This is a genomic window from Enterobacter sp. SECR19-1250 (assembly GCF_013391025.1).
GTDB classification, from domain to species: Bacteria; Pseudomonadota; Gammaproteobacteria; order Enterobacterales; family Enterobacteriaceae; genus Enterobacter; species Enterobacter cloacae.
In genome coordinates, this window is sequence record NZ_JACASJ010000045.1 from 1 (window position 1) to 21599 (window position 21599).

A 21599-nucleotide genomic window follows, 5' to 3' on the forward strand; every position below is an offset into this window, starting at 1 on the left:
TTCTTTCATTGTGAGATCTAATTAACACTTTAAAACCTTTCAAAGTGATTATTATTAGTCCTGGTAATACAAAACAAGAAAAGCCTCACAGGAGAGAAGAATGATAGAAACCATCACCCACGGCGCCGAGTGGTTCATCGGGCTGTTTCAGAAAGGCGGAGAAGTCTTCACCGGCATGGTGACCGGGATCCTGCCCCTGCTGATCAGCCTGCTGGTGATCATGAACGCGCTGATTAATTTTATCGGCCAGCAACGCATTGAACGCTTCGCCCAACGCTGTGCCGGGAACCCGTTATCCCGTTACCTGCTGTTGCCCTGCATTGGAACCTTCGTTTTCCTCAACCCCATGACCTTAAGCTTAGGCCGCTTTATGCCAGAAAAATACAAGCCGAGTTATTACGCCGCCGCCTCATATAGCTGTCACTCCATGAACGGCCTGTTCCCGCATATCAACCCGGGGGAATTGTTTGTTTATCTCGGCATTGCCAGCGGCCTGACCACGCTTGGCCTGCCGCTCGGCCCACTGGCGGTGAGCTATCTGCTGGTCGGCCTGGTCACCAACTTCTTCCGTGGCTGGGTGACCGATCTCACCACCACCATTTTTGAGAAAAAAATGGGCATCCAGCTTGAGCAACGCGTTCATTTGTCAGGAGCCACAGCATGAGCCGGATCCGCATTGAGAAAGGTACGGGTGGCTGGGGCGGCCCGCTGGAGTTCGACGCCACCGAAGGCAAAAAAATCGTCTATATCACCGCAGGCACACGCCCGGCGATTGTCGACAAACTACGCGAGCTGACCGGCTGGGAAGCGGTCGACGGTTTCAAAGAAGGCGAACCACCGGAGGCGGAAATCGGCGTGGCGGTTATCGACTGCGGTGGCACCCTGCGCTGCGGCCTCTATCCGAAGCGTCGCATTCCGACGGTGAATATTCACTCCACCGGAAAATCAGGCCCGCTGGCGCAGTACATCCTCGAAGACATTTATGTCTCAGGCGTGAAGGAGGACAACATCACGCTGGTGAATGGCACTTCCGCGCCGCAAAAAGCCGCACCGCGTGATTACGACACCAGTAAGAAGATCACCGAGCAGAGCGACGGCCTGCTGGCGAAGGTCGGCATGGGAATGGGATCCGCCGTGGCGGTACTGTTCCAGTCCGGGCGCGACACCATCGACACGGTGCTAAAAACCATTCTGCCGTTTATGGCCTTCGTCTCCGCGTTAATCGGCATCATCATGGCCTCCGGTCTGGGAGACTGGATCGCCCATGGCCTCGCCCCGCTTGCCAGCCACCCGCTCGGTCTGGTGACGCTGGCGCTGATCTGCTCCTTCCCGCTGCTGTCGCCGTTCCTCGGCCCGGGGGCGGTGATTGCTCAGGTCATCGGCGTCCTGATTGGCGTGCAGATTGGTCTGGGCAACATTCCTCCGCACCTGGCTCTGCCTGCGCTGTTTGCCATTAACGCTCAGGCGGCCTGCGACTTCATTCCTGTTGGCCTGTCGCTGGCCGAAGCGCGCCAGGACACCGTACGCGTGGGCGTGCCGTCTGTGCTGGTCAGTCGTTTCCTGACGGGCGCACCGACGGTGCTGATTGCCTGGTTCGTTTCCGGCTTTATTTATCAATAAGAGGTTCCTGCGATGACCGTGATTTATCAGACCACCATCACCCGCATCGGCCAGAGCGCGGCCGATGCGCTCAGCGACCAGATGCTGATCACTTTCCGTGAAGGTGCACCGGCAGATATCGAAGAGTTTTGTTTTATCCACTGCCACGGCGAGCTGCACGGAGCGTTAAAGGCAGGAAGCCAGCTGGAGCTGGGTGACACCCGCTATGCCGTCACCGCCGTGGGCGACGTGGCCGAGCAAAACCTGCGCGAGCTGGGCCACATCACCCTGCGGTTCGATGGCCAGCCGCAGGCAGAGTATCCCGGCACGGTTCACGTGGAGGGGCCGGTTCCGCAGGCTGTTACCCCAGGCTGCACATTAAAATTTGTTGCGTAATTAAGGAGAGCGTTATGAGTCAGGTTGCCGTTGTCATTGGTGGAGGACAAACCTTAGGAGAGTTTCTCTGCCGTGGGCTTGCCGCAGAAGGTTACCGCGTGGCGGTAGTGGATATTCAGAGTGAGAAAGCCGCCCGCGTGGCGGGTACCATCAATACCGAGTTTGGTGAGGGGATGGCGTACGGGTTTGGTGCCGATGCCACCAGCGAGCAGAGCGTCATGGCGCTGGCTCGCGGGGTAGACGAGATTTTTGGCCGTACCGACCTGCTGGTCTACAGCGCAGGGATCGCGAAAGCGGCGTTTATCAGCGATTTCGAACTGGGGGACTTTGACCGCTCGCTGCAGGTGAATCTGGTGGGTTACTTCCTCTGCGCCCGCGAATTTTCCCGCCTGATGATCCGCGACGGCATTCAGGGGCGCATCATTCAGATCAACTCCAAATCGGGCAAAGTGGGCAGCAAGCATAACTCCGGCTACAGCGCGGCGAAATTTGGCGGCGTAGGGCTGACCCAGTCTCTGGCGCTGGATTTGGCCGAATACGGGATTACCGTTCACTCGCTGATGCTGGGCAACCTGCTGAAGTCGCCAATGTTCCAGTCGCTGCTACCTCAATACGCCACCAAGCTTGGCATCAAAGAAGACGAAGTGGAGCAGTATTACATCGACAAAGTGCCGCTGAAGCGCGGGTGCGACTATCAGGACGTGCTGAACATGCTGCTGTTTTACGCAAGCCCGAAAGCCTCGTACTGCACCGGCCAGTCGATTAACGTCACCGGTGGGCAGGTGATGTTCTGATCGAGCAGTCTGATGCCCTCACCCTCCCCCTCTCCCACCGGGAGAGGGAATATAACAAGGAGCCGATATGGTAACCGCACTCATCACCGTCGCCGCCCTCGCCTGGATCTGCCAGATGGCATTCGGCGGCTGGCAGATCCATCAGTTTAACCGCGCGTTTGACGCCCTGTGCCAGAAGGGCCGCGTGGGCGTCGGGCGCTCCGGGGGGCGCTTTAAACCGCGCGTCGTGGTTGCAATTGCGCTGGATGAACAGAATCGGGTATGCGACTCCCTCATCATGCGCGGGATGACGGTGTTTGCCCGCCCGGTGAAAATTCAGGCAATTAACGGCATATCGTTGCAGGAATTACAGCCTGATGTGATCTTCCCCCACGATCCACTCTGTCAGAATGCACTATCATTAGCGCTTAAATTGAAACATGGATAATTTCGTTGTGAACGCGATAAGCTTGCGAAATTATCATTTCGCAACGTAAGGAACGAAGCGCCTATGAAACCTCGTCAGCGGCAGGCGGCCATTCTTGAGCATCTGCAAAAGCAGGGAAAATGCTCGGTAGAAGAGCTGGCCCACTACTTTGACACCACCGGCACAACGATACGCAAGGACCTGGTATTGCTCGAAAACGCAGGCGCGGTCATTCGAACCTACGGTGGGGTGATGCTCAACAAAGATGAAGCCGACCCGCCTATCGATCACAAAACGCTGATCAACACCCACCAGAAAGCGCTGATTGCCGAATCCGCCGTGAAATTTATCCATGATGGTGACTCCATTCTTCTTGATGCAGGCAGCACCGTCCTGCAGATGATCCCGTTGCTCAACCGCTTTAACAACATCACGGTGATGACCAACAGCCTGCACATCGTCAACGCCCTGGCAGAGTTCGACAGCGAACAAACCATTCTGATGCCCGGTGGTACCTTCCGTAAAAAATCGGCGTCCTTTCACGGCCAGCTGGCGGAAAACGCCTTCGAGCACTTCAGCTTTGACAAACTGTTTATGGGCACCGACGGCATCGACCTGAACGCCGGTGTCACCACGTTCAACGAGGTGTTCAGCGTCAGTAAAGCCATGTGCAACGCCGCCCGGGAAGTCATTTTGATGGCGGACTCCTCGAAGTTTGGCCGTAAAAGCCCCAACATTGTCTGTAGCCTTGAAAGCGTCGATACGCTGATTACCGACGCAGGGATCGATCCGGCGTTCAAAAAAGCGCTGGAAGAGAAAGGCATCGATGTGATCGTAACGGGAGAAAAAGATGAGTGATTTTCTGTTAAACGCAGGCCGTCAGACCCTGATGCTGGAGCTACAGGAGGCCAGCCGCCTGCCGGAACGGCTGGGCGACGATTTTGTCCGCGCCGCCAATACCATCATCCAGTGTGAAGGCAAAGTGATTGTCTCCGGGATCGGCAAGTCCGGCCACATCGGCAAAAAAATTGCCGCAACGCTGGCGAGCACCGGGACACCGGCGTTCTTCGTGCACCCGGCTGAAGCCCTGCACGGCGATCTGGGGATGATTGAAAGCCGTGACGTGATGCTGTTTATCTCCTACTCCGGCTCGGCCAAAGAGCTGGACCTCATCATCCCGCGCCTGCAGGAAAAATCGATCGCCCTGCTGGCCATGACCGGTAAATCCCGTTCGCCGCTGGCGCTGGCGGCCAAAGCGGTGCTGGATATTGCCGTGGAGCGCGAAGCCTGCCCGATGCACCTCGCCCCCACCTCCAGCACCGTCAACACCCTGATGATGGGCGATGCACTGGCAATGGCGGTGATGCAGGCGCGCGGTTTCAATGAAGAAGATTTCGCCCGTTCACACCCTGCCGGGGCGCTCGGCGCACGGCTGCTGAATAATGTTCATCACCTGATGCGCTCTGGCGATGCCATCCCGCAGGTCAAACTCGATACCAGCGTGATGGACGCGATGCTGGAGCTGAGTCGCACCGGGCTGGGACTGGTCGCCGTCTGCGACGATACGCGCCAGGTGAAAGGCGTCTTTACCGACGGCGACCTGCGCCGCTGGCTGGTGGGCGGCGGCAAGCTGGAGGCACGCGTCTCAGAAGCGATGACCTCTGGCGGGTTAACGCTGAATGCCAACAGCCGCGCCATTGAAGCCAAAGAGGTGCTGATGAAACGTAAAATCACCGCCGCGCCGGTGGTGGATGACGCTGGCCGCCTGTGTGGCGCCATCAACCTGCAGGATTTCTACCAGGCAGGCATTATTTAACCCTTCAGTCCCAGACGCTTCGCCAGCCGGTGCAGGTTGGCGACGTCCATTTCCAGCGCCCGCGCGCACGCCGCCCAGCTGCGGTTGTTCTGTTCCAGCGCGCGGGTAATCATCTGACGCTGAAATTCTTCCGTCGCTTCACGCAGATTCTCGTTCACGCTTTCAGGCGCAGCGGGCTTCACGGACGGTATATTTTCATCATGCAGGGCAAAATGGCGCGCATGAATCACGATTTCATCCCCCGAGCGTGTCGCCCGCGCCAGCACCACCGCGCGATGGATGGCGTGCTCCAGCTCGCGTACGTTACCCGGCCAGCCGTAGGTCAGCAGATGGCCTCGCGCCCCCGGGCTTAATACCACGCGCGACAAGCCCATTTTGAGCCGACACTGTTCGCAGAAAAAACCCGCCAGCAGCACCACATCGTCCCCACGCTCGCGCAGCGGCGGCACGGTAAGCGGAAAAACACTCAGACGATGGAACAGATCGGCGCGGAAATTGCCGTTTAGCACCGCTTCGCGCAGGTCGCGGTTGGTTGCCGCCAGCACGCGCACGTTGACCCGTAAGCTGCGGTCGTCTCCCACGCGCTGAATATCACCGTACTGTAATACGCGCAGCAGCTTGGCCTGCAGCGACAGCGAAAGCTCGCCTATTTCATCGAGGAACAGCGTGCCGTTATCGGCCATTTCAAACTTGCCGCTGCGGTTGCTGATGGCCCCGGTAAATGCCCCTTTGACGTGACCAAACAGCTCGCTTTCCGCCACGCTTTCCGGCAGTGCGGCGCAGTTAAGGTAGACCAGCGGGTTGGCCGCACGCGGTGAAGCTTCGTGAATGGATTTCGCCACCAGCTCTTTACCGGTGCCGGTCTCACCGAAGATCAGCACGTTCAAATCGGATGCCGCGACGATCTCAATCTCTTTTTTGAGTTGTACCATGCCTGGCGAGAGGCCAATCATCTCCGTATGCGCGACCTGTTCAAACGCCGCCGGGCTGCCGGGAAGAATATTCTGGCTCTCCAACTGTTCAATCAGCAGAGCATTGTTCAGCGCCCCGGCCGCCAGGGCCGCAATCAGGCGCAGCTCTTCGTCGCTGAAGGTATCGAACTGGTCCGGCGACATGCCGTCGAGGGTCAGCGCCCCAATCAGGTTTTGTCCGGCAAACAGCGGCAGGCCGATACAGGCGTGCACCTTCAGGCTCTCCTGTCCGGGTATAAGGCCGTCGTACGGGTCGGGCAGATCGCTGTCTGCCGGAAAACGCACCACGTCACCCGCCCGGGCGATGGTCTCCAGCCGCGGGTGGCCTTCCAGCGTAAAGCGTCGCCCGAGCACGTCCTGCGCCAGCCCGTCGATGGCCAGCGGAATAAACTGCCGTCCCTCGTAGCGCAGCAGCGCCGAAGCATCGCAGTCCAGCACGTGGCGCAGCGTGGAGATCAGCCGCTGAAAACGATCCTGATGCCCGATGCCGGTTTGCAGTTCAATGGCGATTTTCGCCAGCACGTCTACGGAAAAGCTCATGTCTGCCTCGCTGTCATTTTGACAATACATAGTGTCATATTGACATCTTTAACGATAGTCATAATGACTACCCATTCGGGGGCATAAAAAATTTAATCCATAAAAATCAACAAAATAAAAGTTGGCACGCAAGTTGATATAGACAAAACAACTTTTTCAACACGCCGTATCATTTGAGGTTGCTATGTCTATTCTGGTTAAAAATAACATTCATTGGGTTGGTCAACGTGACTGGGAAGTGCGTGATTTTCACGGAACGGAATATAAAACGCTGCGCGGCAGCAGCTATAACAGCTATCTCATTCGTGAAGGTAAAAACGTACTGATCGATACCGTCGATCATAAATTCAGCCGCGAGTTCGTGCAGAACCTGCGCAGTGAAATCGATCTGAACGACATCGACTACATTATCATCAACCACGCGGAAGAGGATCACGCCGGGGCGCTGACCGAGTTGATGTCCCACATTCCGGATACCCCAATCTACTGCACCACCAACGCCATTGACTCCATCAACGGTCACCATCACCATCCGGAGTGGAACTTCCACACCGTGAAAACCGGCGACACGCTGGATATTGGTAACGGCAAACAGCTGATCTTCGTAGAAACCCCGATGCTGCACTGGCCGGACAGCATGATGACCTATCTGACCGGCGATGCGGTGCTGTTCAGCAACGACGCCTTTGGTCAGCACTACTGCGACGAACGCCTGTTTAACGATGAAGTGGATCAGACCGAGCTGTTCGAACAGTGCCAGCGCTACTACGCCAACATCCTGACCCCGTTCAGCCGTCTGGTGACGCCCAAAATCACCGAGATCCTCGGCTTCAACCTGCCGGTGGATATGATTGCCACCTCCCACGGCGTGGTGTGGCGTGAAAACCCCACCCAGATCGTTGAGCTGTACCTGAAATGGGCGGCGGATTATCAGGAAGACCGCATCACGATTTTCTACGACACCATGTCCAACAACACCCGCATGATGGCAGACGCCATCGCCCAGGGCATCAACGAGGTGGACCCGAACGTGGCGGTGAAAATCTTCAACGTGGCGCGCAGCGATAAAAACGAGATCCTCACCAATGTCTTCCGCTCTAAGGGCGTGCTGGTGGGCACCTCCACCATGAACAACGTGATGATGCCGAAAATTGCTGGCCTGGTGGAAGAGATGACCGGCCTGCGCTTCCGTAACAAACGCGCCAGCGCCTTTGGCTCCCACGGCTGGAGCGGCGGCGCGGTAGATCGTCTCTCCACCCGCCTGCAGGATGCCGGTTTTGAGATGTCCATGAGCCTGAAGGCCAAATGGCGCCCGGATCTTGACGCGCTGGAAGTCTGTCGTCAGCACGGCCGCGATATTGCTCGTCAGTGGGCGCTTGCACCGCTTCCTGAGGCCGCAGCACTCCCCGCCGAACAGCCGCAAACCTGTGCCGGGGCAGCCAGCCCCGATCTCGGTCCACGCATGCAGTGCAGCGTCTGCCAGTGGATCTACGACCCGGAACTGGGCGAGCCGTTGCAGGACGTGGCTCCAGGTACGCCGTGGAGTGAGGTGCCGGACAACTTCCTCTGCCCGGAATGTTCCCTCGGAAAAGACGTCTTTGACGAACTGGCAACGGAGGCAAAATGAGCAACGGTATCGTCATCATCGGCTCGGGCTTTGCCGCCCGCCAGCTGGTGAAAAATATCCGCAAACAGGACGCTAACGTGCCGCTGACGATGATCGCGGCCGACAGCATGGACGAGTACAACAAGCCCGATTTAAGCCATGTGATTAGCCTGAACCAGCGCGCCGACGATCTCACCCGCCAGACGGCGGGGGAGTTCGCGGAGCAGTTCAACCTGCGTCTGTTTCCGTACATCTGGGTCACCGATATTGACGCCGATGCCCACGTGGTAAAAGCGAAAGATAAAACCTGGCAGTACGACAAGCTGGTGCTGGCGACGGGGGCCTCTGCGTTCGTGCCGCCGGTTACCGGCCGCGAGCTGATGATGACGCTCAACAGCCAGCAGGAGTATCGGGCCAGCGAAACGAAGCTTCGTGATGCAAAACGGGTAATGATTGTTGGCGGCGGTTTGATTGGCACCGAGCTGGCAATGGATTTTTGTCGGGCGGGTAAAGCCGTCACCCTGGTCGACCACGCGGCAAGCATTCTGTCGGCCTTGATGCCTGCAGAAGTAAGCAGTCGCTTACAGCACCGTCTGACCGACATGGGCGTGCATCTGCTGTTGAAATCGCAACTGCAATATCTGAGCGAAACCGAAGGCGGCATTCGCGCGACGCTTGACCGCAATCGCAGCCTGGAAGTCGATGTGGTGGTTGCCGCGACGGGGTTGCGCCCGGAAACGGCGCTGGCGCACCGCGCAGGCGCTGAAACAGGCCGTGGCGTGAAGGTGAATAGCTACCTGCAAACCTCGCAACCCGACATTTACGCCCTGGGGGACTGCGCGGAAATCAACGGCCAGGTACTGCCTTTCCTGCAGCCGATCCAGCTTAGCGCCATGTATCTGGCAAAAAACCTGCTCGGCAACAGCGCGCCGCTGAAATTACCGGCCATGCTGGTGAAGGTGAAAACGCCAGCGTTGCCGCTGCATCTGGCAGGTGAAACCCAGCGCCAGGACCTGAACTGGCAGATCGCTGTGGAAGCTCAGGGAATGGTCGCGCGCGGCTCTGACGCCGATGGCCAGCTCCGCGCCTTCGTGGTTAGCGAAGATCGGATGAAGGAGGCTTTCGCGCTACTGAAATCGCTGCCCGCTTAACCCTTAACCTTTTACCACGCTTACTTAACCCTGGGATTTTATTATCCGCAGCCCCGATGTCCCGGGGCTTTTTTTTACGTAATCTATTAGCAAGATAAATACAAAAGAGGTAAATCATCGCCATCTGTCCTTAACTTATTATTTTACTGAATATAAAAGAGTGAAAACCTTCATAAACAGCAAGATATGCATTCCATTTTTCCAGCAAAACGGCACCCTGATTCGCTTTACCGGAACGACATCATGGCGATTTTACCCCTCAAACACAATGGTTTTAGCGCAGCGCTCAGGAATGTATGACCAGCGCGTCGTAGCCGCGCCAGCGATAGTTGATCATGGAGATCAGCCAGCAGGCGACAAACAGCCCAACCACCACAAAACCGGCGTTGCCGAGGTTATCGTTGACGGCACCAATGCGATCCCAGATGCCGCCGCTGAGGGCAAATTTATCCATCAGCAGCCCCAGCGCTTCCAGCCCGCCGATAAACACCGCCACCACCACAGAGGTACCGGTAATGGTCATGTTGTAGTAGAGCTTGCGCTGCGGTTTGTTGAATGCCCAGCCGTAAGCCCCCACCATCAGCAGGTTGTCGAGGGTATCCACCAGCGCCATGCCGCTGGCGAAAAGCGCCGGGAAGATCATGATTGACCACACCGACATACCGTTTGAGGCGCTGGCGGCAGAGATCCCGAGCACGCCGATTTCAGTGGCGGTATCAAAACCAAGCCCGAACAGAAAACCGACCAGATACATCTGCCAGCTTTTGTTGACCAGGCGGAAAGTCGCGCCAAACAGCCAGTTCATTATTCCGCCCTGCGCCGGGAGGGAGATGTCTCCCTGCACCGCCTGCCCGTTTTTCAGCGCCTGAAAATTGCGCCAGACACCGCGTAAAATCACCATATTAACTAACGCCATCGCCAGCAGGAACGTCGCGGAGACGGCCGTGCCAATCAGGCTGCCGGTTTCATGAAACCAGGCCATATTTTTCTGAAACGCGGTCGCCGTCGCGGCAATGGCGATGGAGGCCAGCACCACAATGGTGGAGTGCCCCAGTGAGAACCACGCCCCGACACCAGAGGGGCGCTTGCCCTGCTGCATCATCTTGCGTGTCACGGTATCAATGGCCGCGATGTGGTCAGCATCCACCGCGTGACGCAACCCATAGCACCAGGCAAGCAGGCTTGCGGCCATTAACGCAGAACTGCTGCTAAAGGCGTTCCACGCCCAGCCCCACGCCAGAAGATTAGCCATTATCAGCGCCAGCAGCAGGAGCGCGGCGCGAGGTTCATTGCGTAAGCGTCGTAACATTTTACATCCTTTTTGAACATGACCGGGCTGCGGCAACCACCGCCTGCCCGAAGGAGATAGCCCCGTCACCCGCAGGCAGATGATGGGGAAAAAGAAGCGTGAAATCAGAGAGGTGTACCCGCAGACGCGCCCGCAGCAGGCGGTTATGCAACACGCCGCCGCTGAAACAGACGGTAGAGAGCAACAGGCGTCGGGCATGGTGTCGGGCTAACGCCGCCAGCCCTTTTGCCAGCGCATCGTGAAAGGCCCACGCGCGCTCACAGGGTTGCGCCTGCCAGGCCAGCCACTGCCGCCAGAAGAGCGCAAGGTTTTCAACCTGAAGCGTCACCGGGTGTTCAACACCCGGGCACTGCGCGGCCAGCGCCTCCAGCCTGCAGGCGGCTTCGCCTTCATAGCGTTGTGTTTCAATACCCAGAGCACAGGCCACCGCATCAAACAACCGCCCGCAGGACGACGCCAGCGGCGCGTTAAGGCCGCGATGAACGGCGGTCGCTAAAAGCGGCCAGTTTTGCGAACGTACGGCACGGGTTTCCGGGTAGCGTTGCCAGTCAGGAACAAACGCCAGGCAGTGTGCCAGCAGATTTCGCCAGGGCTGCATGGCCGCGAGATCGCCGCCCGGCATCGCCACGGCGGGCAGGCCGCCCAGATGCTCGCACTCAAGGTAGTTCACCCGCAGACACTCCCCGCCCCACAGCGCGCCGTGCTCGCCCATGCCGATCCCGTCCAGCGTCAGGGCGATGGCGTCGCCACCGTCGAGCGGCCAGCCGTTTTCGGCAAGGCAGGCCGCGGCATGCGCGTGATGATGCAGTACGGTATCGACCGGCAGCGCCTGCTCCTGTGCCCAGTGCCGGGCGTGATAGCCAGGATGGGCATCGCACACCAGCCGCTCTGGCTGAAAGGCGTAGATCTGCTGCATCAACGACAGTGCTGAACGCCACTGGGCCTCGACACCGTCGTCACTGAGATCGCCAAAATGCTGGCTCAGCACCGCCTGGTTACCGCGCACCAGACAGAAGGTATTCTTCATGTCGGCACCGGTCGCCAGAATAGAGGGAACAGGGCTAAAACCGGCGGGTAACGTGATGGCATCCGGCACGAATCCACGCGCCCGACGCAGCATGGCCCCGTCCTGATCCAGTACGGAATCATCCATCCGCTGCAGGATGTCGCGGTTATGGAGCAGAAAACCGTCAGCAATCTCTGCGAGCTGTTCCAGTGACTGTGGATTACTGATGGCAGGCGGTCTGCCGCTGAGGTTGCCGGAGGTCATCACCAGCGGGCGTTGCGTCTCCTGCATCAGCAAATGCTGCAGCGGATTGGCCGGGAGCATCACACCGAGGCTATCCAGGCCCGGCGCGATGTCGTCCGGGAAGGCCGGCAGCCAGGCTTTAGGGATCAGCACTATGGGCGCGGCAGGCGAGCGCAGCCGCGTTTGCACCGGCTGCGGAAGGCCGTCGGCGCTGGGGATCATCACCGCCAGCGGTTTCCCCGGACGCTGCTTACGTGCCCGCAGCATTGCCACTGCCTGCGGGTTAAGCGCGTCGCAGGCCAGATGAAATCCGCCCAGCCCTTTGATAGCCACGATGCCACCGTTTTTCAGCATCTGCACCGCCGCGTTCAGCGCCAGCTCGCGGGTGACAACCCGATCGGCCGCACGCCACTCAAGCTCAGGCCCGCAGTCCGGGCAAGCCACGGGCTGGGCGTGAAAACGTCGGTCCGCAGGATTGCGGTATTCCGTTTCGCACGGCGAGCAGAGCGGGAATGGCGCCATGGCCGTGGCCGGGCGGTCATACGGCATGGCGCGGATAATGGTAAAACGCGGGCCGCAGTGGGTGCAGTTAATAAACGGGTAACGATAGCGGCGCTCGTGCGGATCGTTCATCTCCGCAAGGCACGCGGGACAGGTGGCGGCATCCGGTACAATCTGGGTGTCCATTGCTCCGCCCGCGCTGTGGCGAATGGTGAATGTCTCCGGCAGCGTTGACCAGTGGAACGGCTGCGTGTCGATACTCTCGATGCGCGCCAGCGGCGGGCAGTCCTGGCGCAGCCTCGCGGTGAAATGCCCCCCATTACCCGCGAGGCGCACCAGCACGCCCTCTCCGTCGTTGCAGACATCGCCGGTCAACTGCAGCGCCTGAGCCAGTTGCCAGACGAAGGGCCGAAAGCCCACGCCCTGCACCTTGCCACGCACCCGCAACTGTACGCCGTTACCGCCCATGACGGATCAGAACAGCAGAGATGAGGTGGTATCGAACGCTGCGCGACGGCGCTTTTCGGCGCTCATCTGCTCGAGCTTATCGCGATCCACGCAAACCAGCGCGTGTGTCGGGCAGGCCTCCATACAGGCCGGACCGGCGTCACGGTGATAGCAAAGATCGCATTTGTTGGCTTCGGCTTTTTCCGCCCGCACGTTCAGCCCCATGCCGCTGTTGCGGACCACCGGACGAACCACCACCTCCATCGCGCCATACGGGCAGGCGACCACGCAGGTTTTGCAGCCGATACAGCGCGCCTGCATCACATGCACAAAGCCTTTTTCACGTTTGATTGCACCGTTAGGGCAGACGTTGGCGCACGGCGCGTCTTCGCACTGACGGCAGATAGCGGCGGTGGAAATATTCACGCCTTTGATGACGTGGATCCGCGGCAAAAAGGTCTCTGGCGTAAGCGAAGCGCAATCCTGCTCCGCCTGATGAGACACCACGCACGCCACTTCACAGGTACGGCAGCCAATGCATTTACTGGCATCGGCCATAATAAAACGGTTCATCTGCTTCTCCAGCATTACAGTCATGCGCGGAGATATTCATAAACCGTGCCAGTTTTTAACTCGTTGATTTATATTGATTTAGAAAATGACGCGGGGGCTGTCATCGTCACTTCTGACGATGACAGCTGTCGACATCAGCGGTGCGGGCCGTCGATGACAGAGTCGCGCAGGATAAGCTCACCCGAGAAGGTTTGCTGATATTTAAACTCGCCGCCGTCGAGCATAAAAATCAGGCGGCTGATGGTCTCTTTAATCATCTCCGTAACCGGAATACGCACGCTGGAGAGCGAGGGCACGATGTAGGGCGCAATCGCCACATCGTCGAAGCCTACCACCGACACCGCATCAGGCGTGGCGACGCCGCTGTCGTGAAGCTGTTTCATGGCGCCAATCGCCATATCGTCGTTACTCGCCACCAGCGCGGTAAAGGTTTCGCCGCGCGAGAGCAGCTCAGACACGGCCGCCGCGCCGCTGGCCGGGTTCCATTTGCCGTGGGCGATCAGCGTCGGACGCAGCGGGATCTGGTGCTGCGCCAGGGCATCTTTGTAGCCGGAGAGACGCTCCACGCCCGTGGGCGAATCCAGCGAGCCGGTGATAAACGCAATGTCACGGTGCCCTTTCTCAATCAGCTGTGACACCGCTTCCTGACAGGAGGCTTTATGATCTGACCAGACGCTGTGGCTGCTGTTTTTACGCAGGCGACGGTTCAGTACCATGATCGGCTGCTCGTATTTCTCGACGATCTCGTCCATCTCTTCCACGCTCAGGAAACGCGGATAGATAATGACCGCGTCACAGCGCATATCAAGCAGGTACTGGATGGCTTCGCGCTCTTCATCGGCGCTGTGCTTGCCGTCCGCGAGGATCAGCTGCCGCCCCTTCTCTTCCGTCATGCGGGCGGCGTGAAACAGCAACTCACTAAAATAGACGCCGTGATACAGGGTGTTGGTCACCACCAGTCCCAGCGTCTGGGTGCGTTTGGTCGCCAGGTTGCGCGCCAGCAAATTGGGGCGATAGCCGCTCTCTTCGATGGCCTGAAACACCCGGTCTTTGGTCTCCTGGCTGACATAGCCATTCCCCGACAGCACCCGGGAAACCGTCGCTTTCGAAACGCCTGCCCGCTTCGCCACTTCAAGCATCGTGGTCATGTTGTTATTCCCTTTCATACTGATGGCACGCAGTGTACTGCACTGCAAAACAATTGTCGCAACGACGCGCTCACGCTTTTTGAACCATCTGGTGATCGCCATCACGAAATGAAAAAATGGTCAAAATGCGATCTTGTTTCATTCAAAGAAACTCATGATGATTATGTGGAACCGGTTTCCTACATACTCTCACAACGACAACAGGATCACATCCGATGGCCAAAAATTATGCCGCGCTGGCGCAAGACGTTGTCAGCGCGCTTGGCGGCAAAGACAACATCGTCGCCGTCACCCATTGCATGACGCGACTGCGTTTCGTCCTGAAAGACGAAACCGCTACCGATACCGCACGTCTGAAAAATATCAGCGGCGTACTGGGCGTGGTACGTAACGACAACCAGTGCCAGGTGATTATCGGCAATACCGTTTCTCAGGCGTACCGTGAGGTGGTGAGCCTGCTGCCAACCGACCTGCAGCCTGCCGTGCCGGAAGGCCCACAGAAATTGACCCTGCGCCGCATCGGTGCCGGGATCCTCGACGCGCTGATTGGCACCATGTCGCCGCTGATCCCGGCGATCATCGGCGGCTCGATGGTCAAGCTGCTGGCGATGATCCTTGAGATGACCGGCGTGCTGGAGAAAGGCGCGCCGACGCTCACCATTTTGACCGTCATCGGCGACGGGGCGTTCTTCTTCCTGCCGCTGATGGTGGCAGCATCTGCCGCCGTGAAATTCAAAACCAACATGTCGCTGGCGATCGCCATAGCAGGCGTGCTGGTGCACCCGAGCTTTATCAAGCTGATGGCGAAAGCCGCGCAGGGTGAGCACGTCGAATTCGCGTTTATCCCGGTGACGGCGGTGAAGTACACCTATACCGTGATCCCGGCGCTGGTGATGACCTGGTGCCTGTCGTATATCGAACGCTGGGTGGATCGCATTACGCCTGCGGTGACGAAAAACTTCCTCAAGCCGATGCTGATCGTGCTGATTGCCGCCCCGCTCGCCATCGTGCTGATTGGGCCGCTGGGGATCTGGATCGGCAGCGCCATCTCCGCGCTGGTCTACACCATCCACGGCTATCTGGGCTGGCTCTCCGTGGCGATCATGGGCGCGCTCTGGCCACTGCTGGTCATGACCGGGATGCACCGCGTCTTTACCCCGACTATCATTCAGACCATTGCCGAAACGGGTAAAGAGGGAATGGTGATGCCGTCGGAAATCGGTGCCAACCTGTCGCTCGGCGGTTCATCCCTGGCGGTGGCATGGAAAACGAAAAACCCGGAGCTGCGCCAGACGGCGCTGGCCGCGGCGGCTTCCGCCATCATGGCGGGCATCTCTGAACCGGCGCTGTATGGCGTGGCGGTTCGCCTGAAACGCCCGCTGATTGCCAGCCTGATTAGCGGCTTTATCTGTGGCGCGGTGGCCGGTATTGCGGGGCTTGCCAGCCACTCAATGGCGGCGCCGGGGCTGTTTACCAGCGTGCAGTTCTTCGATCCGGCCAACCCGATGACCATTGTCTGGGTATTCGGCGTCATGGCGCTGGCGGTCGTGCTCTCCTTCGTGCTGACCCTGATATTAGGCTTTGAAGATATCCCGGTCGAAGACGAGGCTGAAAAAGCCCGCGCCCTGCAGAGTGCGCCGGTGCAGGCCAAAACCGCACAAGTTTAACCGTATAACGAGGTAGAAATGTCTGTTTTTCCACAAGGATTTTTATGGGGCGGCGCGCTTGCCGCCAACCAGAGCGAAGGCGCTTACCGTGAAGGCGGCAAAGGGCTGACCACGGTCGACATGATCCCTCACGGCGCAAACCGCCTGGCGGTGAAGCTTGGTAAGGAAAAGCGTTTTTCGCTGCGTGACGACGAGTTTTACCCAAGCCACGAGGCGATCGATTTTTACCATCGCTACAAAGAGGACATCGCCCTGATGGCGGAGATGGGCTTTACGGTGTTCCGCACCTCGATTGCCTGGAGCCGCCTCTACCCGAACGGCGACGAACCGCTGCCGAATAAAGAGGGCATTGCCTTCTATCGCGCGGTGTTTGAAGAGTGCAAAAAGTACAACATTGAGCCGCTGGTCACCCTGTGCCACTTCGATGTGCCGATGCATCTGGTGACGGAGTACGGCTCCTGGCGCAACCGCAAGATGGTGGATTTCTTCGCCCGCTACGCCCGCACCTGTTTCGAAGAATTTAACGGCCTGGTGAAATACTGGCTCACCTTCAACGAGATCAACATCATGCTGCACAGCCCGTTCTCCGGCGCGGGGCTGGTGTTCGAAGAAGGTGAAAACGAAGATCAGGTGAAATACCAGGCCGCGCACCACGAGCTGGTCGCAAGCGCGCTGGCGACCAAAATCGCCCACGAGGTAAACCCGGAAAACCAGGTCGGCTGCATGCTGGCGGGCGGGAATTTCTACCCTTACTCCTGCAAGCCGGAAGACGTATGGATGGCGCTGGAGAAAGATCGCGAGAACCTGTTCTTTATCGACGTGCAGGCGCGCGGCAGCTATCCGGCCTACTCCGCCCGCGTGTTCCGCGAAAAAGGGGTGGTGATTGTGAAAGATCCGGGCGACGACGAACTGCTGAAAAACACCGTCGACTTTGTCTCGTTCAGCTATTACGCCTCGCGCTGCGCGTCGGCCGATATGAATGCGAACAATACCAATGCGGCGAACATCGTCAAATCCCTGCGCAACCCGCATATTCAGGTGAGCGAATGGGGCTGGGGCATCGATCCGCTCGGCCTGCGCATCACCATGAACATGATGTACGACCGCTATCAGAAACCGCTGTTCCTGGTGGAAAACGGCCTTGGCGCAAAAGATGTCATTGATGAAAACGGCGAAATTAACGATGACTACCGCATCAGCTATCTGCGCGAGCATATCCGCGCGATGGGCGATGCCATTGAGGACGGTGTGCCGCTGATGGGCTATACCACCTGGGGCTGCATTGACCTGGTGGCGGCCTCAACGGGCGAAATGAGCAAGCGCTACGGGTTTGTCTATGTGGACCGCGACGATGCCGGAAACGGCACGCTGGAGCGCAAACGCAAGAAATCGTTCTGGTGGTATAAGAAGGTGATTGCGAGTAACGGGGGGGATCTGGCGTAGCCTGTTGCTTCCCCCTCACCCCGGCCCTCTCCCCACAGGGGAGAGGGTGTGTTTTGTCCCCTCTCCCCTATGGGGAGAGGGTTAGGGGGAGGGGCTGGAACCCACCCTTTCCAACCCACCCCGCAAGCCGTGAATAGACCACTTCCACCGCGGCTTTCACCGGGGGTGTCATCGGGTAATAAAATCCGACGATGTCCGGCTGAATGCCCAAAAACAGCACCTCGCCCACGTCCTCTTTGATCTGATCCACCAGATAGTTAAGCGGCATATTATGCGTGGTCATCATGAACATGTCGGCAATGTCGTCCGGGTCGATCAGGCGGATGTCCCCCGGGTTCAGCCCCATATCCGTAGCATCGACAATCAACAGCCGATCAGGGTGCAGCTCGCGGATGGCCACCACATCGTTTTCCGGCGCGCTGCCGCCGTCAATCACCACCCAGTTGCCCTGCGGGTTCGCGGCACACATCTCTGCCAGCAGCGGGCCTGCGCCGTCGTCGCCCATCATGCTGTTGCCGACACACAGTAAAACGTCAATCACGTAATCTCCTCACCATCAGGTAGATGGCACTTTCCTGATGAATATCATGCAGCATGCTGAGCAGCGTTTTGCTCCACGCCTGCTGTTCGGGGGTTTGCCGTTTCAGCGCCGCGTCAAACGCGTTCGCCAGCATCGCAATATGGTTGGCGTCGATAACGATCTCACCGTACTTCGGTACTCCTTCCATTTTGCGCCGCGCCGTACTGCCCTCTTCCAGCGTGGCGATCCACGCCAGATAGTCGGACCACGGGCAGCTCAGCGCCGCCTCCAGGCAGTCGATCACCCCGAGGTGATGCCCAATCGCCAGGCTGTAATAGACCACCTGCTGCGCCGCGTCCGGCGTGGCATCGTTCTCATCAATAAATTTACGGCTCAGCTGACTGAACACCACCGTCTCACTCATCGGATACGCGCCTCATCCACAATGCTGTTCAGGTTCGCCACAATCTCATTGAGACGCGGGTCGTTTTCCGCCTCCAGCCAGCGCGCCACCTGGTGCTCGCCCTGGCTCAGCAAGCGCAGGTAATCGTCGGCAATCTGACGGCCATAGCGATAGCCCGCCAGCCTGCGCGCCGTGCGATCGACCTTCACCCGCAGCGGCTGCACCATTTCCGGGTGCAGGATCATCGCAGGCTGATTGTCGGGTTCACCCGGTTCACGGGCGTGGATTTTCTGCTCCAGCAGGCCGAGCGCCATGGCAAAGCCGTACAGCGTGGCGGCAGGCGTCGGCGGACAGCCCGGAATGTAGACGTCCACCGGCACGATTTTGTCGGTGCCGCCCCACACGCAGTAGAGGTCGTGGAAGATGCCGCCGCTGTTACCGCACGCCCCATAGGAGATGCAGATTTTCGGATCGGGCGTAGACTGCCAGGCGCGCAGCGCGGGCGATCGCATGGCGCGGGTGACGGCCCCGGTGAACAGCAGAATGTCGGCATGACGCGGAGACGGCACCACTTTGATGCCGAAGCGTTCGGCGTCAAACAGCGGTGACAGCGTGGCGAAGATCTCAATCTCGCAGCCGTTGCAGCCGCCGCAGTCCACGCGGTAAACGTAGGCCGAGCGTTTGATTTTTTTCAACAGCGACGCCTTCATGCTGGCGATGGACTCCTCCACCGTCATTGGCACCGGAATGCCCCGCTCGTCGCGCGGACCGAGTAAGTTTTCCATCAGCTGGCCTCTCTCATATGACGGGTGATATCGATGCGGTCGGACGGCAGCAGACATTTCTGCCGTTTGCATTCCGGGCAGGTTTCAAAGCTTTCGCGATGATGCTCCGCGCGGGCATCGCCGTTGTGCTTAAGCAGCGTGATGGCATAGTCGATCTCTTTTTGCACGGCGAACGGACGTTTGCAGACGCGGCAGTTACACAGGGCAAAACGCGACTGCTGCAAAAAGTCCTCTTTCTTCCACACCGCCAGCTCGTACTCCTGAGACAGACGAATGGCGACCGTCGGGCAAACCTCTTCGCAGCGGCCGCAGAAAATGCAGCGTCCGAGGTTAAACTGCCAGGCCAGCTCGCCGGTTTTCAGATCCGTTTCCACCGTCAGGGCATTCGACGGACAGGCGTTGACGCAGGCCGCACAGCCGATGCACTGCTGCGGGTTGTGCTCCGGCTTGCCGCGAAAGTTTTTATCCACCGGCATCGGCTCCAGCGGGTAGCGGCTGGTGGGCGTGCCGGTTTTGATCACTTTTTTGATAAAGGTAAACATGACGAGTCCTTATTTCAGCGGCGAGTTCTTACGCTCGATGCTGTAGCGCTCAAGCTCTTTGTACGGCACCACCTGGCTTTTCTTCTTGCGCACGTCCACCACGGTCATGCGGTCGGTGCAGGAGTAGCACGGGTCGAGGCTGCCGATGATCAGCGGCGCGTCGGAGACCGTGTTGCCGCGCAGCATATAGCGCAGGGTTGGCCAGTTGGCGTAGGTGGCCGCACGGCAGCGCCAGCGGTAAAGCTTCTGATTATCGCCGGTCATGCTCCAGTGGATGTCGTCCCCGCGCGGCGCTTCGGCAAAGCCGAGGGCAAAGCGGTTCGGGATGTAGGTGAAGCCCTCCACCATCAGCGGACCGCCCGGCAGGTTATCGAGCCCAAAGTCGATCATATTCAGCGCGGTGAAGACCTCGTTGATACGCACCTTCAGGCGGGAGATGACGTCGCAGCCCTGTTCGCTGTGTACGGTCATTGGCAGCAGGCCGTAACCGACAAACGGGTGATCGGCGCGGGTGTCGCGGGCGTGGCCGCTGGCGCGCACCATCGGGCCAACGTTGCTGAAGTCACGGGCGATCTCCGGATCAAGGCGGCCGATCCCCACGGTACGCTGCTCGATGTTGGGCGTGCTGAGCAGCATATCCACCAGCTCCTGCACGTCGCGACGCATCTGCTGTGCCAGCTGTCGGGTCTGGATCATGTCGTTTTTAAGCAGGTCACGGCGGATCCCACCGATCAGGTTCAGACCGTAGGTTTTACGCGCCCCGGTGAGGATCTCCGCCATCTTCATCGACGCCTCGCGCACGCGGAAGAACTGCATAAACCCGGAGTCGAAACCGACAAAGTGACAGGCCAGACCGAGATTCAGCAGGTGCGAGTGCAGACGTTCCACTTCCAGCAAAATGGCGCGGATCATCTGCGCGCGCTCCGGCACCACGATCCCCATGCCGTTCTCCACCGAGGTGGTATAGGCGGTGCTGTGGGCGAAGCCGCAGATGCCGCACACGCGGTCCGAGAGGAATGTCACCTCGTTATAGCCCATCCGGGTTTCCGCCAGCTTCTCCATGCCGCGATGGACGTAGAACAGGCGGTAGTCGGCGTCGATAATGTTTTCGCCATCAACAAACAGGCGGAAGTGGCCTGGTTCATCAGAGGTGACGTGCAGCGGGCCAATCGGCACCACGTTGTTCTTTTTGTTGCCGAGTTCGTTAATGAACTCGTAGGTTTCGCTGTCGGTGGTTGGGGCCGGACGCTGGCGGTAGTCCATGCTGTCTTTGCGCAGCGGATACAGTTCGTCCGGCCAGTCGTCCGGCAGCACCAGGCGGCGTTCATCCGGCAGCCCCACCGGCACCAGGCCATACATGTCACGCACTTCGCGCTCGCCCCAGACGGCGGCAGGCACGCGGGGCGTGACGGACGGGTACTCCGGCTTGTTCGGGTCGACTTCCACGCGTACGGTAAGCCAGCACTTCTCGCCCTGCTCCATCGACATCACGTAGTACACCGCGTAATTGCCGCACAGCTGACGCTCGTCATTGCCGAACAGCACCGACAGCCAGCCGCCCTGCTGGTAGTAAAGAAATTCCACCACTTCCGGCAGATAGTTCACCTTAATGGTGACGGTTACCTGGTCTTTGGTCTGCCATCCTTCATCCAGCACAACACCCGGAAAAGCCTGATGCAACGCGGCGAGATACTGCTGACCTTTCTTTTCTTCAGACATAAATACTCTCTTTA

Annotated in this window: 21 protein-coding genes; 11 read left to right on the forward strand and 10 right to left on the reverse strand. The window is 58.9% G+C overall.

Annotation, left to right across the window (positions count from 1 at the left end; genetic code table 11):
* Positions 1–100: 100 nt before the first annotated feature.
* The 7 genes from srlA to gutQ all read left to right on the forward strand — a co-directional run bounded on the left by srlA (position 101) and on the right by gutQ (position 5011).
* The gene (gene srlA, locus HX884_RS13210; RefSeq protein WP_178328310.1) at positions 101–664 is read left to right on the forward strand and encodes a PTS glucitol/sorbitol transporter subunit IIC; all 564 of its coding nucleotides are present in this window, start codon (positions 101–103) and stop codon (positions 662–664) included.
* Positions 661–1620: a PTS glucitol/sorbitol transporter subunit IIB gene (locus tag HX884_RS13215; protein WP_020689263.1), complete on the forward strand. Its 960-nt coding sequence runs from the start codon at positions 661–663 to the stop codon at positions 1618–1620. The genes srlA and HX884_RS13215 overlap by 4 nt, the downstream gene beginning before the upstream one ends.
* Positions 1621–1632: 12 nt before the next feature.
* The gene (gene srlB, locus HX884_RS13220) at positions 1633–1995 is read left to right on the forward strand and encodes a PTS glucitol/sorbitol transporter subunit IIA (protein WP_013098446.1); all 363 of its coding nucleotides are present in this window, start codon (positions 1633–1635) and stop codon (positions 1993–1995) included.
* Between the two features lie 14 nt (positions 1996–2009).
* Positions 2010–2789, forward strand: coding sequence for a sorbitol-6-phosphate dehydrogenase (srlD, locus tag HX884_RS13225; protein WP_178328311.1), 780 nt, complete (start codon positions 2010–2012; stop codon positions 2787–2789).
* A 67-nt stretch (positions 2790–2856) separates the two neighbouring features.
* Positions 2857–3216 carry a transcriptional regulator GutM gene (gene gutM, locus HX884_RS13230; protein WP_013098448.1) on the forward strand — a complete coding sequence of 120 codons (360 nt, stop codon included), beginning with the start codon at positions 2857–2859 and terminating at the stop codon, positions 3214–3216.
* 63 nt (positions 3217–3279) lie between these two features.
* A complete protein-coding gene (locus tag HX884_RS13235; RefSeq protein WP_178328312.1) occupies positions 3280–4053 on the forward strand; it encodes a DNA-binding transcriptional repressor in 774 nt (257 codons plus the stop codon).
* Entirely contained in the window at positions 4046–5011 is a 966-nt protein-coding gene (gene gutQ, locus HX884_RS13240; RefSeq protein WP_013098450.1) for an arabinose-5-phosphate isomerase GutQ, read from the forward strand. The genes HX884_RS13235 and gutQ overlap by 8 nt, the downstream gene beginning before the upstream one ends.
* Here the strand turns inward: gutQ and norR are convergent.
* On the reverse strand, positions 5008–6522 hold the full coding sequence (gene norR / locus HX884_RS13245; protein ID WP_038984771.1) for a nitric oxide reductase transcriptional regulator NorR: 1515 nt from the start codon (positions 6520–6522) through the stop codon (positions 5008–5010). The genes gutQ and norR overlap by 4 nt on opposite strands.
* Before the next feature lie 184 nt (positions 6523–6706).
* Here norR and norV point away from each other — a divergent pair, with 184 nt between their 5' ends.
* Positions 6707–8149: an anaerobic nitric oxide reductase flavorubredoxin gene (gene norV / locus HX884_RS13250; protein WP_178328313.1), complete on the forward strand. Its 1443-nt coding sequence runs from the start codon at positions 6707–6709 to the stop codon at positions 8147–8149.
* Positions 8146–9279 (forward strand): NADH:flavorubredoxin reductase NorW, encoded by a 1134-nt coding sequence (gene norW, locus HX884_RS13255; protein ID WP_178328314.1) that lies wholly within the window; start codon positions 8146–8148, stop codon positions 9277–9279. Before norV ends, norW begins: the two co-directional genes overlap by 4 nt.
* A gap of 286 nt (positions 9280–9565) precedes the next feature.
* On the opposite strand, the gene HX884_RS13260 is transcribed toward norW, so the two are convergent.
* The 4 genes from HX884_RS13260 to HX884_RS13275 all read right to left on the reverse strand — a co-directional run bounded on the left by HX884_RS13260 (position 9566) and on the right by HX884_RS13275 (position 14506).
* On the reverse strand, positions 9566–10588 hold the full coding sequence (locus HX884_RS13260; RefSeq protein ID WP_178328315.1) for a HoxN/HupN/NixA family nickel/cobalt transporter: 1023 nt from the start codon (positions 10586–10588) through the stop codon (positions 9566–9568).
* 1 nt (position 10589) lies between these two features.
* The gene (hypF, locus tag HX884_RS13265) at positions 10590–12806 is read right to left on the reverse strand and encodes a carbamoyltransferase HypF (RefSeq protein ID WP_178328316.1); all 2217 of its coding nucleotides are present in this window, start codon (positions 12804–12806) and stop codon (positions 10590–10592) included.
* Positions 12807–12812: 6 nt separating this feature from the next.
* Positions 12813–13358, reverse strand: coding sequence for an electron transport protein HydN (gene hydN / locus HX884_RS13270; RefSeq protein WP_014833044.1), 546 nt, complete (start codon positions 13356–13358; stop codon positions 12813–12815).
* Between the two features lie 134 nt (positions 13359–13492).
* Positions 13493–14506 (reverse strand): LacI family DNA-binding transcriptional regulator, encoded by a 1014-nt coding sequence (locus tag HX884_RS13275; protein ID WP_029883949.1) that lies wholly within the window; start codon positions 14504–14506, stop codon positions 13493–13495.
* Positions 14507–14721: 215 nt separating this feature from the next.
* Between HX884_RS13275 and ascF the strand changes: the two genes are divergently transcribed.
* A complete protein-coding gene (gene ascF / locus HX884_RS13280; protein WP_178328317.1) occupies positions 14722–16173 on the forward strand; it encodes a PTS cellobiose/arbutin/salicin transporter subunit IIBC in 1452 nt (483 codons plus the stop codon).
* Between the two features lie 18 nt (positions 16174–16191).
* Complete coding sequence (locus HX884_RS13285; protein WP_062856974.1) at positions 16192–17616, forward strand: 6-phospho-beta-glucosidase; 1425 nt, start codon at positions 16192–16194, stop codon at positions 17614–17616.
* Between the two features lie 67 nt (positions 17617–17683).
* Here the strand turns inward: HX884_RS13285 and hycI are convergent, their stop codons facing one another.
* The 5 genes from hycI to hycE are packed head-to-tail and all read right to left on the reverse strand — an operon-like array spanning position 17684 to position 21585.
* Positions 17684–18157 (reverse strand): hydrogenase maturation peptidase HycI, encoded by a 474-nt coding sequence (hycI, locus tag HX884_RS13290; protein ID WP_178328318.1) that lies wholly within the window; start codon positions 18155–18157, stop codon positions 17684–17686.
* Positions 18150–18560: a formate hydrogenlyase maturation HycH family protein gene (locus HX884_RS13295; protein ID WP_014833049.1), complete on the reverse strand. Its 411-nt coding sequence runs from the start codon at positions 18558–18560 to the stop codon at positions 18150–18152. The genes hycI and HX884_RS13295 overlap by 8 nt, the downstream gene beginning before the upstream one ends.
* Positions 18557–19324: an NADH-quinone oxidoreductase subunit B family protein gene (locus tag HX884_RS13300; RefSeq protein ID WP_178328319.1), complete on the reverse strand. Its 768-nt coding sequence runs from the start codon at positions 19322–19324 to the stop codon at positions 18557–18559. Before HX884_RS13300 ends, HX884_RS13295 begins: the two co-directional genes overlap by 4 nt.
* On the reverse strand, positions 19324–19866 hold the full coding sequence (locus tag HX884_RS13305; protein WP_095453500.1) for a formate hydrogenlyase complex iron-sulfur subunit: 543 nt from the start codon (positions 19864–19866) through the stop codon (positions 19324–19326). The genes HX884_RS13300 and HX884_RS13305 overlap by 1 nt, the downstream gene beginning before the upstream one ends.
* A gap of 9 nt (positions 19867–19875) precedes the next feature.
* The gene (hycE, locus tag HX884_RS13310; protein WP_029883192.1) at positions 19876–21585 is read right to left on the reverse strand and encodes a formate hydrogenlyase subunit HycE; all 1710 of its coding nucleotides are present in this window, start codon (positions 21583–21585) and stop codon (positions 19876–19878) included.
* Between the last annotated feature and the right edge of the window lie 14 nt (positions 21586–21599).

What these genes read in the sequence shown, in the direction of transcription:
- srlB (WP_013098446.1), top strand. Translation starts at nt 1,633, where the DNA reads ATGACCGTGATTTATCAGACCACCATCACCCGCATCGGCCAGAGCGCG.
- srlD (WP_178328311.1), top strand. Translation starts at nt 2,010, where the DNA reads ATGAGTCAGGTTGCCGTTGTCATTGGTGGAGGACAAACCTTAGGAGAG.
- gutM (WP_013098448.1), top strand. Translation starts at nt 2,857, where the DNA reads ATGGTAACCGCACTCATCACCGTCGCCGCCCTCGCCTGGATCTGCCAG.
- HX884_RS13215 (WP_020689263.1), top strand. Translation starts at nt 661, where the DNA reads ATGAGCCGGATCCGCATTGAGAAAGGTACGGGTGGCTGGGGCGGCCCG.
- gutQ (WP_013098450.1), top strand. Translation starts at nt 4,046, where the DNA reads ATGAGTGATTTTCTGTTAAACGCAGGCCGTCAGACCCTGATGCTGGAG.
- norV (WP_178328313.1), top strand. Translation starts at nt 6,707, where the DNA reads ATGTCTATTCTGGTTAAAAATAACATTCATTGGGTTGGTCAACGTGAC.
- HX884_RS13275 (WP_029883949.1), bottom strand. Translation starts at nt 14,506, where the DNA reads ATGACCACGATGCTTGAAGTGGCGAAGCGGGCAGGCGTTTCGAAAGCG.
- ascF (WP_178328317.1), top strand. Translation starts at nt 14,722, where the DNA reads ATGGCCAAAAATTATGCCGCGCTGGCGCAAGACGTTGTCAGCGCGCTT.
- HX884_RS13295 (WP_014833049.1), bottom strand. Translation starts at nt 18,560, where the DNA reads ATGAGTGAGACGGTGGTGTTCAGTCAGCTGAGCCGTAAATTTATTGAT.
- norW (WP_178328314.1), top strand. Translation starts at nt 8,146, where the DNA reads ATGAGCAACGGTATCGTCATCATCGGCTCGGGCTTTGCCGCCCGCCAG.
- HX884_RS13235 (WP_178328312.1), top strand. Translation starts at nt 3,280, where the DNA reads ATGAAACCTCGTCAGCGGCAGGCGGCCATTCTTGAGCATCTGCAAAAG.
- norR (WP_038984771.1), bottom strand. Translation starts at nt 6,522, where the DNA reads ATGAGCTTTTCCGTAGACGTGCTGGCGAAAATCGCCATTGAACTGCAA.
- HX884_RS13300 (WP_178328319.1), bottom strand. Translation starts at nt 19,324, where the DNA reads ATGGAAAACTTACTCGGTCCGCGCGACGAGCGGGGCATTCCGGTGCCA.
- hycE (WP_029883192.1), bottom strand. Translation starts at nt 21,585, where the DNA reads ATGTCTGAAGAAAAGAAAGGTCAGCAGTATCTCGCCGCGTTGCATCAG.
- srlA (WP_178328310.1), top strand. Translation starts at nt 101, where the DNA reads ATGATAGAAACCATCACCCACGGCGCCGAGTGGTTCATCGGGCTGTTT.
- HX884_RS13260 (WP_178328315.1), bottom strand. Translation starts at nt 10,588, where the DNA reads ATGTTACGACGCTTACGCAATGAACCTCGCGCCGCGCTCCTGCTGCTG.
- HX884_RS13305 (WP_095453500.1), bottom strand. Translation starts at nt 19,866, where the DNA reads ATGTTTACCTTTATCAAAAAAGTGATCAAAACCGGCACGCCCACCAGC.
- HX884_RS13285 (WP_062856974.1), top strand. Translation starts at nt 16,192, where the DNA reads ATGTCTGTTTTTCCACAAGGATTTTTATGGGGCGGCGCGCTTGCCGCC.
- hydN (WP_014833044.1), bottom strand. Translation starts at nt 13,358, where the DNA reads ATGAACCGTTTTATTATGGCCGATGCCAGTAAATGCATTGGCTGCCGT.
- hypF (WP_178328316.1), bottom strand. Translation starts at nt 12,806, where the DNA reads ATGGGCGGTAACGGCGTACAGTTGCGGGTGCGTGGCAAGGTGCAGGGC.